The following is an 11,742-nucleotide window of genomic DNA, read 5'->3' as shown; positions in this document are numbered from 1 at the left end:
AGCGTCCGGCCGGCGACGGGTGGCCCCGGACGCGCTGGACGACTGCCGACACGATGCGCCGATCCTCGTCACGGCGGCGTCACCACGTCGGGACGACCAGCGACGCATGACGGTGACGCTGCGTTGACGCAACCTGTGTATGAGCTATGCGTCCGGCGTGCTTCACGCGCTAATGTTTGTGCAGTTCAGAACCGATCTCGGGTTGACTGTCGCGAATAGAACGCCCATGCTTGCGTTGACTCAACGTGACCATCATTGATAATCTTCAGCTTGGTCAGCCCGGCAGCCTCGGCGGGCGGGGCCACGCCTGGCCACGCCGCGATCGGCGGGGTCGACAGTGGCGTCGCGGGCGACCGATCCGGGACAGCAGACAGTCGGGACGAGCGTTCCGCAGGGGGTGCCGCCGTGGCCGCTGATCCGTCCGTGCCGACCGCCGGAGACCCGCCCGAGGAGGGCGTCTCACTGCACCTGCTCGGAGGCTTCCGACTGCTGCGCGAGGCGGTGCCGGTGGTGGTGCCACGCGGGCTGCAACGGGTGATCGCGCTGATCGGGCTCCGTCCCGGCGCCACCCGCAGCCAGCTCGCCGGGCTGCTCTGGCCCGACGCGTCGGAGGAACGGGCGCTGTCCTCCCTGCGCACCGCCCTGTGGCGGCTCCGCCAGGACCCGTGTTGCCCGATGACCGTAGCCAGCGACACCGTGCGCCTCGGCCCGGCGGTCCGGCTCGACGTGGACGACCTGGTCGGCACGGCGGCCCGGGTCCGGGACGGCGACGACCCCCGCACCGCCGCCGGGGCGCTCGCCGCCGGACGACACGACCTCCTCCCCGGCTGGTACGACGACTGGGTGCTGCTGGACCGCGAACGGCTGCGCCAACTCCGCCTGCACATGCTGGAACAGGTGGCCGGGCACCACCTGGCCGCGGGACGGCACGGCGAGGCCCTCGAAGCCGCCCTGGAGGCGATGGCCGCCGAGCCGTTACGGGAGACACCACACCGGCTTGTGGTCCGCATCCACCTGGCCGAGGGCAACGCCTTCGAAGCCGTACACGCCTTCTACGTCTACCGGGACCTCCTGCGTCGGGAACTGCGCCTGGAGCCGAGCCCCGCCATGAGCGCCCTGCTCGACGACACCCTCGCCCCGATTCGCCAGGCCAGCCGCGACGCCATCACCGACGGCCCGTCACCAGCCGGCCGACGTACCTGACGGCGCCGCCCGTCACCGGCCGACCGGTGTACGTGACGGTGACGTGACAGGCGCTGCGGCACGGTGGGCGCACAGAGCACGTGGCACCGATCCACGAGGGTCGGGCACGCCACCGGCGGAAGGGGTCCCATGAGTCGTCTACTGATCGTCAGCCGGATCATCCCGGGAGCGGAGGGGCGGGTCGCGCAGATCTTCGCCGAATCCGACGCCACCGAACTCCCCGGCCTGACCGGCGTCACGCACCGATCCCTCTACTGCCTGCACGACCTGTGCGTACACCTGCTGGAGACCTCGGACGACGTCGACCCGGACGCGCTCGCGGCGGCCCGCAACCACCCGCTCTTCCAGCAGGTGAACGAACGGCTGTCCGCGCACACGTCGCCGTACCTGCCGACCTGGCGCTCCCCCCGGGACGCGATCGCCGGCTGCTTCTACCGGTGGGACGCGCCCGACGCGCGCCCAGCCAGCACCGACGTGCCCACGGCGCGCCCAGCCAGCACCGACGCCCCCACGGCGCGCCCAGCCAGCACCGACGTGCCCGCGGCGCGTCCGGCCGACACCGACGTGCCCGCGACGCGCCCGGCCGGCACCGAGGCACCCGCCGCACACCCGGCCGGCTGACATGTCCGCCGCACCACCGCACGTCCTGATCATCGGCGCCGGCACGGGCGGACTGTGCCTGGCGCACGGTCTGCGCCGCGCCGGGATCAGCGTCGCCGTCTACGAACGGCACCGCGACCGCGCCGAGGGGCTGCTCGGCTACCGGGTCGGCATCGGCCCCACCGGTATCAGGGCGCTGCGGGAGTGCCTGCCCCCGGAGTTGTTCGCCACCTTCCTGGCCACGTGTGCCCGGCCGCCGCACTACTTCAACGTCGTCACCCAGGGGCTCCGCCAGACCGCGTCGTTCGCGCTGCGGCCGAGCGCCGACCCGGTACGCACCGAGCACTCGGTGGCCCGGATGGTGCTGCGCCAGGTGCTGTTGACCGGCCTGGATGACGTGGTGCGCTTCGACAAGACCTTCACCCGGTACGAGCAGCGCGACGACGGCACGGTCACCGCGCACTTCACCGACGGCACCAGCGCCACCGGCGACCTGCTGGTGGCGGCCGACGGCACCCATTCCGCCGTACGCCGCCAGTACCTGCCGCACGCCGTCACCCGCGACGCCGGGACGATCAACATCGCGACCCGGATCCCACTGACCCCGTACACCCGCGGTCTCATTCCGGAGCGGGTCCAGCAGGGCATCTCGCTGATCTTCGGCGTCGGCGGGATGATGGGCGTGCTGCACGTCATGGAGTTCAAGTGGAACGCCGAACGGGAGGTCAAGCCCGGCGTCAGTGCGGCCGACGCCGCCCTGCTCCGAGACTGGCCCGGCCTGGCCCACGACACCACCACCGACAACATCAACCTGATCATCTGGAGTGCCGCCAACCGGTTCCCCGCCGACGTCATGGAACGCCGCGGCGAGGACCTGGTGCGGGTCGCTCTGGACCTCACCTCGAACTGGCACCCGCACCTGCGGGAACTGCTCACCCACGCGGACCCGGCCAGCGCCCTACCGATCAAAGTGTCCACGTCCGAGCCGGTGCCGCCCTGGAAGAGCAGCACCGTCACCATGCTCGGCGACGCCATCCACACCATGACCCCGGGTCGCGGCGTGGGCGCGAACACCGCGCTGCGCGACGCCCGCCTGCTCCGTACACAGCTCAGCCACGCCACCGCCGGCGACAAGACCCTGCTCCAGGCGGTCGCCGACTACGAGGCGGCGATGGCGCCGTACGGCTTCGCCCGAGTCGCCGAGTCGTTGAATCGCAGCGGCACCAACGGCGACGACCGGATGTACCGGCCGGTGGTGGGTCGACTCGCGCTGCTCGGCGCGCGCGGCTACTTCGGAGTGACCAGCCGGGTACCACGGCTCCGTCGCCGGTTCGTCGACGACTTCCACACCTACGAGGGCGACCGGGACTGAACCCCGCACCGCCCGACCCGGGCTCGGCGTCCATCGCCGGGCCCGGGTCTCGTCGTGTCCAGCGTGCTTCTGCGCAGAGTCGGTCTCGTCGGGGCCCGCGTCTTCACGGGGCCGGTCTCATGGGTCCGGTTTGGGGGCGATTGGGCGACGCTGTGTTACCCGGCGGGCACCGGCTGAGGTGGCCGGCCCACCCGCGACGCTGACGGCCGATCCTGCCTGTCGTCGGCAATACGCGTGTGCGAAGCTGCGGCGAGTTTTTCTCGTGACTTTTCCATCGAGCTGAGAGGGAGGTTCGCCGTGGCGTGGTCTTTCGGACACTCGCTGATAGTGGTACTGGCACTGTTGCTGGGCCTGGCCGCCGGGTGGCTGCTGCGCGGCCGGCGGGGCGTACAGGGCAATTCGATTGTGGATGGTGACCCCGTCGCCGGCCTGGCCGTGATCACCACGCCCACGCCGGACGCCACCACCGACGAGGCCCGTCCCACGGCCGCCGTCGACCCGGCGCCCACCGCGGTCGCCGACGAGCCGGTACCTGTCGACACGGTCAGCGCGCCCGCCGCGATGACCGAACCGGACGGTCCCACCCCGGTGCCCGTGCCGGCGGACGCCCCCAGCGGCGCCGACCCGGCGGACATGGCGCTGACCGAGGAACCGCCGCCCGTACCGGCAACCGAGCCGTCCGACGCGGAGCTGCGATCGGAGCCGGTCGCTGTCGACGAGCAGCCCGCCCCGGCGGCCGTGGTCGCACCCCGCCTGCCCGCGGACGACCTCCCGACCGTCGACACGGCGGAGCTCGACACGACGCCGGCCAACGACGCGCCGGCCAACGACGCGCCGAGCGACGACGCGCCGGTCACGGCCACCCTGGCCGACACCACGCCCACCGACGACGCGGCCGACACCGCACCCGTCAACGCCACGCCGATCGACACGACGTCGGACGACGATGCGACGGCCGACACCGCGCTGGTCGGCGATGCGCCGGCCTCCGTCGGTCCGGCCGACGACTCGGAGCCCACGGCCACGACCGTCGGCGCCACGCCGGCAGACGCGTTTTCCACCACAGGCCCGTCCGACACCGAGCCGGTGCACGCCGACTCCGTGAACGCCGAGCCGGTGCACGCCGACTCCGTGAACGCCGAGCCGGTACAGGCCGACTCCGTGAACGCCGAGCCGGTACAGGCCGACTCCGTGAACGCCGAGCCGGTTGACGCCGAGCCGGTTGACGCCGCGGGGGCCGAGCGGTCGGCGCTGGCCACGCCTCCGGTACGGGCGACCACCGGCGCGACTCCTCCGGTCCGTTCGTCCGCCGACACGGCGATCAGCAGTGTCGACGCCGACCCGACGGGTCCGGCCGACGACTTCCGCCGGATTCAGGGGATCGGACCGAAGATGGCGGCCGCGTTGCAGGACTCGGGTGTGCGCACGTACGTCCAACTCGGCGAGTTGGACGAACCGGCGCTGCGCGACCTGATCCGGGCCGCCGGCCTGCGCGCCGCACCTGGGTTGGCCAGCTGGCCGCAGCAGGCACGCGTGCTCGCCGGCGCCGGCGCCGAGATGGCCGCGGTTCTGCCGAACGGCAACCAGGCCTGACCGTCTGCACTCGAGCCCGCCTGCACTCGAGCCCCCGGCAGCCGTCCATCGCGACGGTCCGCCGGGGGCTCGGCCGTAGCTGCCGACACTCCCCCGCAGCCCGCTGCCGGCCGCCCGCCCGCCCGGATGATCGACTCGGTATTCAGGAATCCGGACGATCCACCCGACTTGGATACCGCGGCTTGCAGGAACCCGAGTCGATCACCTCGGGCCCACCCCGGCCGACCACGCACACCACGAAGATCCACTCGGCATTCAGGAAACCGCGCCAACCGCCCGACCCAGACACCCCGACTTCCAGGAACCCGAGTCGATCGCTCCGCGAGCGGCCGCACACCCGCGCCCCCGACGCAAAGCCAGCCGGCGCAGGGCAGCCCACGCACGCCAGCCGGCGCAGGGCAGCCCACGCACGCCAGCCGGCGCAGGGCAGCCCACGCACGCCAGCCGGCGCCGACCGCCCTACGGTGGTGGGCGGAGACACCTCGCCTCAAGATCGTGCTCGATCGTGGATGTAGTGGTGTCGAGCACGGCGGACGCCACTACATCCACGATATTGCGCGATCTTGCCGCGGAAGCGGCTGCGCCCGACCTGCCGCGCGGCGGGACGGCGGGACGGCGGGACGGCGGGACGCGGTGACGTCCGACCTCAGGCGCGTAGCTCGTTCGCGAGGTCGCCGATCGCGCTCATCGCGTACCGCTGCATTCCCGGGCCGAAGGTGATGCGTGTGGCGCCTTGCCTGCCCAGCTCGGTGACGGACTCGCGGTCCGGTCCGGCGGCCATGTTGATCGGCCCGGAGATGCCCTCCCGCAGCTGCGGGAGCACCTGCGGCGGCGCCAGGATGGGGTAGACGCAGTCGGCGCCGGCTGCCACGTAGAGGCGGGCGCGTTCCACCGCGTCGGCCGGGTCACCCGCGCCGATCAGGAACGTGTCGACGCGGGCGTTGATGAAGAGGGCGTCACCCGCCTCCGCGCGCACCTCGGCCAGCCAGTCCGCGTGCCGCCGCGGGTCCTTGAGGGTGGCGTGCCCCTCCGAGTCCTCCAGGTTGCAGCCCACGGCGCCGGCCTCCAACAGCCGCCCCACCAACTCGCGGGGGGCGAGGCCGTAACCACCCTCGACGTCAGCGGAGACGGGCACGGACACGGCGCGGACGATGCGCGCGACCGCCGCGAACATCTCGTCCGGCGGGGTCGCGCCGTCCTCGTAGCCGAGCGAGGCGGCGACACCCGCGCTCGGGGTTGCGAGCGCGGGGTAGCCGGCGTCGGCCAGCACCCGGGCGCTGGCCGCGTCCCAGGGACCCGGCAGGACGAGCGGGTCGCCGGCGGCACGGTCGTGGTGCAGGGCACGGAAGGTGGCGGCTGTCATCGTTCGTCTCCCGACAGGGCTGAGCAGGTGCGGGCCTCACCATACGTTTGGTGGACCGCATGGCCAACAGCACGTACGAGCTCGCCACCACCGACCCCGATGTGGTCGCCGAGGCGCGGCGCACCTACGAGACGACGACCGCCCTGGTCGCCGAGTGCGTCGGGCGGGCGCAGGACGAGGGTGACCTGCCACGCGACGTCGACCCGGTCGAGACGGCGCGCGCGCTGCTCGCCGCACAGCAGGGGCTGGTGTTCATGGGGCGGACGGGGCTGGACATCGACACCCTGGCCACGACGGCCCGCACCCTCGCCGCCAAGCTCCTACCGGACGCCTGACACCGCCCGGAGGGCGTTTATTTGATCTTGCGGGTGGACCGGACCACGATGCCCTCGTACTCCGGGTGCTTGACCACCCAGTCGGCGATGAACGGGCAGATCGGCACGACGGTTCGACCCTTGCCCCGCGCGTCGTCCAGCACGGCACGCGCCAGCGTCGACCCGACGCCCCTGCCCTCGTACGCCGGATCGACCTCGGTGTGGGTGTAGGCGATGATCGAGCCGGTCAGCTGGTAGGTGACGAACCCGACGACCGCACCCGCCTCGTCGCGCGCCTCGAAACGCTCCCGCGCCGGCGCGTCTGTCACGGTGAACTGCACCCGACCATCCAACCACCCGACCCGCCGGCGCCGACCGCGAGGCCGGCAGGGGACGCGGCCCCATGCGCATTCTCGTTGCCGAAACGGGAACGCAGCGCCGCCGGGCACCCCGTGGGAGGAGACACGCCACCATGACGAATCCATCGGACGGCGGCTTCGCCGTCATCGAGATGTTCACGTCCCAGGGCTGCAACAGTTGCCCTCCCGCGGAGGAGTTGCTGAGCGAGATCGAACGCGATGCCCGGGAACGGGGACAGAACGTCTTCGCCCTCGGGTTCCACGTCGACTACTGGGACGACCTGGGGTGGCCCGACCAGTTCGCGGACGCGGCGTACACCGCGCGGCAGGAGGCGTACGCCCGCGCGTTGGGCACGCGAGGTCTGTACACCCCGCAGATGGTGGTCAACGGCACCGTCGAGTTCGTTGGTTCCGATCGCCGACGCGCGGCCGGAGCGATCATGTCAGCCATGGCGTCGACGGCCACCACACCACTGGCGCTCTCCATCACCAACCGCGGTGCGGACCGGGTGATGGTCGACTACCGGGCCGAACGGCCGCCGCAGCGCGCGGTGTTGCACGTGGCGGTCGTGGAACGGGGCTTGGACAGCGAGATCGCCCGGGGGGAGAACGCCGGGCGGACGCTGCGGCAGGACAATGTCGTACGCGCCTTCAGGTCGGTGGGCCTGGACGCCGAGCGGGGGCAGGTGGAGCTGGCGACACCACCTGGCCTCGATCCGCAGAGCGCGAGCGTGGTCGGCTACGTCCAGGAGAACGGCGACCGCGCCATCGTCGGCGCCACCGCCATCGAGCTGTCGACCGCGTAATCTCGGCGCATGCGGATGGCGCGCGGTGCGAGGGGGTTCGGTGGCTGACGCGGACGACGTACGCCGGGTGGCGCTGGCCCTGCCGCACACGGTGGAGATCTCCAGTGACGGCTTCGACTTCCGGGTGGCCGACAAGGGCTTCGTCTGGTCCTATCCCGAGCGGATACCGGGCAAGCCGCAGGTGATCCGGCTCGACATCGCGGTGCTGTTCGTCGGTGACGAGGCCGAGAAGCAGGCTCTCCTGCTCGGGGAGCCCGACATCTTCTTCACCACACCCGGCTACGACGGCCTGCCCCTGGTGCTGTTGCGCCTGGCGGCGGTCGACCTGGACCGGCTGACCGAGCTGGTGACCGACGCGTGGCGGATGCGTGTGCCGGACGCGCTACTGGGCGACCGTGCGGGCGTCGGCAAATAGCGACATCAGCACGCAACGGGCCGGACACATTGACGAGGATCTCGGTACTCGATTACCGTGGCCGAGAGAGCGCTCTCTCACCTGACCTTCCCCCCAATTCAGACGCATCGCGCTGGACCCGGCAAGGGCCGCACCCGGCGCGCGATGGAGGCACGATGAAACCTCCCGTCCCCCACCGCCGATGGGCCCTGGCCGCCGCCACCGCGCTGGCCCTGGCCGTCGGCGGCCTCGCCATCCCCGTCACCCGCGCGGCCGAAGCCGCACCCGTCGGCGCCGGCAGCTACACGACCACCCCGGTCGGCCCGCTCCCCAGCGGCTGCGGCGCGATGTCCAGCAACCCCCGGCAGTTCGCCACCGCCAACGCGCCCGCCGGGCCGATACCCACGAACGACTGGTGGTCCTCGCTGCTGTGGAAGCGCACCGACTGCTCCTTCAGCGAGCCGCTGCACGCCCACCCGATCTCGTACGACACCTTCGGTGACGGGCTCGGCTTCTCCGCCAACTCCACGCCCGCCATCAGCGGCACCGCCACCGGCGTCGGCGAGTTCCACTACCCGTACGTGCAGGACATCCGGGTCGGTGTCGCCGGGCTCGCCGCGCCCCAGGTGAAGGTCGACGGCTGGACGGACTGGACGGTCAGCCCGCACTGGAGCGACGGCACGCGCACCATGCGCGCGACCATCGGCCACGGCCTGCCCTTCGCGTACTTCCAGACCACCGGCGGGAACGCGCAGATCAGCACCGCCGGCACTCCCGACGTCTGGTCCAACAGTGGCGCCACCATCGGCTTCCGGGTCAACGGCCACGACTATGTCGGGTTCGCTCCCAGCGGCGCCAGCTGGACCGTGGCGTCCGGCCGGATCTCGTCCACCCTGGCCGGTCGAGGCTACTTCTCGGTCGCCCTCCTGCCCCCGACGTCGAGCGCGACCGAGCGGGCCGACCTGGCCGCGACCTACGGCCGGTACGCCCACGCCCACGTGACCGGCACCCAGGTGTCGTACGCCTACAACCCCGCGACCAGCGGCCTGACCACCACGTACGCGTTCACCACGACCGCTCGGGAGGGCACCGCCACACAGACAGTGGTCAGCCTCTACCCGCACCAGTGGAAGTCGCTGAGCGGTTCCACCGCGATCACTCCGACCTACCCGTCGGCACGCGGCCGGATGAAGGTGCTCACCGGCGTCAACCAGTTCCGCACCGCCATGAAGTTCCAGGGCATCCTGCCGGAACTGCCGGCCGTCGGCGACGGCAGCGGGGGTGACCTGTCGACGCTCACCGGACACCTGGCCGCGACCCGCGCCAACCCGATGGACCAACGCGGCAACGACACCTACTGGACCGGCAAGGGGCTCGGTCGGGCCGCGCGGATCGCCGAGATCGCCGACCAGGTCAACGACACCACGACGCGCGACAGCGCGCTGAACGCGATCCGCAGCACGCTCACCGACTGGTTCACCGCGTCCAGCGGCAAGACCAGCCGGGTCTTCTACTACGACAACACCTGGGGCACCCTGATCGGCTACCCGGCGTCGTACGGGTCCGACCAGGAGCTCAACGACCACCACTTCCACTACGGCTACTACATCGCCGCCGCCGCGACCCTGGCGAAGTTCGACCCGACGTGGGCGGCCACCAGCCGTTACGGCGGCATGGTCGACCTGCTGATCCGGGACGCCAACAACTACCGTCGCGACGACACCCGCTTCCCGTACCTGCGGGACTTCGACATCTACGCCGGCCACGACTGGGCGTCCGGGCACGGCTCGTTCGGCTCCGGCAACAACCAGGAGTCCTCGTCGGAGGGGATGAACTTCGCGAGCGCCCTGATCCAGTGGGGGCAGACGACCGGCGACACCGCCGTTCGCGACGCGGGCGTCTTCCTCTACACCACGCAGGCCGCGGCGATCCAGGAATACTGGTTCGACGTCAGCGACCAGAACTTCCCCGCCGCGTTCGGGCACTCGACGGTCGGCATGGTCTGGGGTGACGGCGGCGCGTACGCCACCTGGTTCAGCGGCGAGCCGGAGATGATCCAGGGCATCAACCTGCTGCCGGTCACCGGCGGTCACCTCTACCTGGGCAACAACCCGGCGTACGTGCGGACCAACTACGCCGAACTGGTCCGCAACAACGGTGGGCAACCGACGGTGTGGCAGGACATCCTCTGGCAGTTCCAGGCCCTCGGCGACCCCGACGCGGCGCTGGCGAACCTCCGCGCGAATCCGGGCTACACCCCGGAGGAGGGCGAGAGCCGGGCGCACACGTTCCACTGGGTCCGCAACCTCGCGGCCCTGGGCAATGTCGACACGACGGTGACCGGCAACCATCCGTTGTCGGCGGTCTTCTCCCGCAACGGGGCCCGCACCTACGTGGCGTCGAACCCGACGGCGACGCCGATCACTGTGACGTTCTCCAACGGCACCACACTCACCGTGGGAGCCGGCAAGACGGCCACCACCGGGGCGTACACCTGGAGTGGTGGCAACGCGGCCGGCGGCGTTCCCCCGACGACGCCGACGGACCCCCCGCCGACGACCACCCCGCCGCCGGCCACGGGCGGTCCGACGCGTTACCTGCTGCCCGGGGGTGGATTGGGTGCCGCCGGCAGCGCGGCCACGACGGCTGTCGCGGCGGCGAACGGCAACCACGACGGTACGCCCACCAATGCCCAGGTCTTCACGGCAACCGGCCTCAACCTCGCCTACGCAGGCGGGCAGACGGCGTTCGACCTGTTCGTGGACGCCGGGTCGGCAGTCGGCAACGGCGTGCAGGTGCGGATCTCCTACGACCTCACCGGCAACGGCAGTTGGGAGCGGGTGGAGACGGGGCGCTACTTCGCCACCGACCCGGTCGCCGGCTACGAGCACTACACCCAGAACGCCGGGTTGTCCTCGGCCACCGGCGCCTTGGGCGCGTTGAGCAACGGCACGGTACGGGTGGAGGTCTGGTCGGCGATCGGCAACAACCCGAGCACGGTGGGCATCGGCAACCAGTCGGTGCTGCGGCTTCCGTACTCCTGATCGATCCGTTCGTCGCGAGGCGATGTCGGCCGGTGTGCAGGACCAGGATTGGTCCCCCACACCGGCCGACGTGTGCGGTCAGTAGGGCTTTCTCAGGAGGCGACGCAGGTCGGCGTGACGCCGGACGCGCTGCCGGTGCCCTGGAAGCCGAACTCGGTGACCTGGCCCGCGCCGAGCCGGCCGTTGTAGTTCACGTTGGCGAACCGCACGCTGCCGGTGGAGCCACTGGCCGTCGCGCTCCAGGTGTTGGTGATGCTGGCACCACTCGGGAGCGTGAAGCCGACGTTCCACCCGCTCGTTCCGGCAGAGCCGGCGGTCACCTTCACGGTGGCCACGAACCCGCCGTTCCACGAGTTCAGTGACACCGATGCCGCACAACCAACCGTCGGCGGGTCCGTCGGCGGGTCCGTCGGCGGATCGGTCGGCGGATCGGTCGGCGGGTCCGTCGGCGGGTCCGTCGGGATGGCCGGGCCGGCGTTGAGGGCGTTCAGGACGCTTGTGTACGCGGCCTTCTTGTTGCCGTTGCAGTCGAACAGCAGAGCGTTGTCGGACCCACGCCACGAGTCGCAGTCCCGCACACCCCACGTCGTGATGCCGGTGCAACGCGAGACGTTCATGCAGGCGCGGGTGACGGCGCCGTAGATGTTGGCCTGGTTGCCGCCGGTCATCACGTCCAGCTCGGTGATCTGCACAT

The 11,742-nt window shown here is 71.5% G+C and carries 10 protein-coding genes and 1 pseudogene; 8 read left to right on the top strand and 3 right to left on the bottom strand.

What is annotated here, in order from left to right:
* Positions 1–405: 405 nt before the first annotated feature.
* From ACLQ3B_RS27005 to ACLQ3B_RS26990, 4 genes and pseudogenes are all read left to right on the top strand, one after another.
* Positions 406–1,203 carry an AfsR/SARP family transcriptional regulator gene (locus tag ACLQ3B_RS27005; RefSeq protein WP_425783514.1) on the top strand — a complete coding sequence of 266 codons (798 nt, stop codon included), beginning with the start codon at positions 406–408 and terminating at the stop codon, positions 1,201–1,203.
* A gap of 129 nt (positions 1,204–1,332) precedes the next feature.
* Positions 1,333–1,659, top strand: a pseudogene (locus ACLQ3B_RS27000) (TcmI family type II polyketide cyclase); the annotation flags it as partial.
* A gap of 166 nt (positions 1,660–1,825) precedes the next feature.
* Positions 1,826–3,175, top strand: coding sequence for an FAD-dependent oxidoreductase (locus ACLQ3B_RS26995; RefSeq protein WP_425783513.1), 1,350 nt, complete (start codon positions 1,826–1,828; stop codon positions 3,173–3,175).
* A 327-nt stretch (positions 3,176–3,502) separates the two neighbouring features.
* Positions 3,503–4,768 carry a hypothetical protein gene (locus tag ACLQ3B_RS26990; protein WP_425783512.1) on the top strand — a complete coding sequence of 422 codons (1,266 nt, stop codon included), beginning with the start codon at positions 3,503–3,505 and terminating at the stop codon, positions 4,766–4,768.
* Positions 4,769–5,414: 646 nt separating this feature from the next.
* Here ACLQ3B_RS26990 and ACLQ3B_RS26985 read toward each other — a convergent pair.
* Entirely contained in the window at positions 5,415–6,131 is a 717-nt protein-coding gene (locus tag ACLQ3B_RS26985; protein ID WP_425783511.1) for an isocitrate lyase/PEP mutase family protein, read from the bottom strand.
* Positions 6,132–6,190: 59 nt separating this feature from the next.
* On the opposite strand from ACLQ3B_RS26985, the gene ACLQ3B_RS26980 reads away from it, so the two are divergent.
* The gene (locus ACLQ3B_RS26980; protein ID WP_425783767.1) at positions 6,191–6,466 is read left to right on the top strand and encodes a TetR family transcriptional regulator C-terminal domain-containing protein; all 276 of its coding nucleotides are present in this window, start codon (positions 6,191–6,193) and stop codon (positions 6,464–6,466) included.
* 17 nt (positions 6,467–6,483) lie between these two features.
* Here the strand turns inward: ACLQ3B_RS26980 and ACLQ3B_RS26975 are convergent, their stop codons facing one another.
* On the bottom strand, positions 6,484–6,786 hold the full coding sequence (locus ACLQ3B_RS26975) for a GNAT family N-acetyltransferase (RefSeq protein ID WP_425783510.1): 303 nt from the start codon (positions 6,784–6,786) through the stop codon (positions 6,484–6,486).
* 131 nt (positions 6,787–6,917) lie between these two features.
* On the opposite strand from ACLQ3B_RS26975, the gene ACLQ3B_RS26970 reads away from it, so the two are divergent.
* From ACLQ3B_RS26970 to ACLQ3B_RS26960, 3 genes are all read left to right on the top strand, one after another.
* Entirely contained in the window at positions 6,918–7,610 is a 693-nt protein-coding gene (locus ACLQ3B_RS26970; RefSeq protein WP_425783509.1) for a DUF1223 domain-containing protein, read from the top strand.
* 40 nt (positions 7,611–7,650) lie between these two features.
* Entirely contained in the window at positions 7,651–8,025 is a 375-nt protein-coding gene (locus ACLQ3B_RS26965; protein ID WP_425783508.1) for an MmcQ/YjbR family DNA-binding protein, read from the top strand.
* A 155-nt stretch (positions 8,026–8,180) separates the two neighbouring features.
* Positions 8,181–11,048 carry a glycosyl hydrolase gene (locus tag ACLQ3B_RS26960; RefSeq protein WP_425783507.1) on the top strand — a complete coding sequence of 956 codons (2,868 nt, stop codon included), beginning with the start codon at positions 8,181–8,183 and terminating at the stop codon, positions 11,046–11,048.
* A gap of 92 nt (positions 11,049–11,140) precedes the next feature.
* On the opposite strand, the gene ACLQ3B_RS26955 is transcribed toward ACLQ3B_RS26960, so the two are convergent.
* Positions 11,141–11,742 (bottom strand): cellulose binding domain-containing protein (locus ACLQ3B_RS26955; protein WP_425783506.1); only part of this gene is annotated, 602 nt, incomplete at its 5' end.

The organism is Micromonospora sp. DT53, from assembly GCF_049841535.1.
Classification (GTDB): Bacteria; Actinomycetota; Actinomycetes; order Mycobacteriales; family Micromonosporaceae; genus Micromonospora.
The sequence above is the reverse complement of the archived record's forward strand: the minus strand, read 5'-3'. Positions and strand labels throughout refer to the sequence as shown.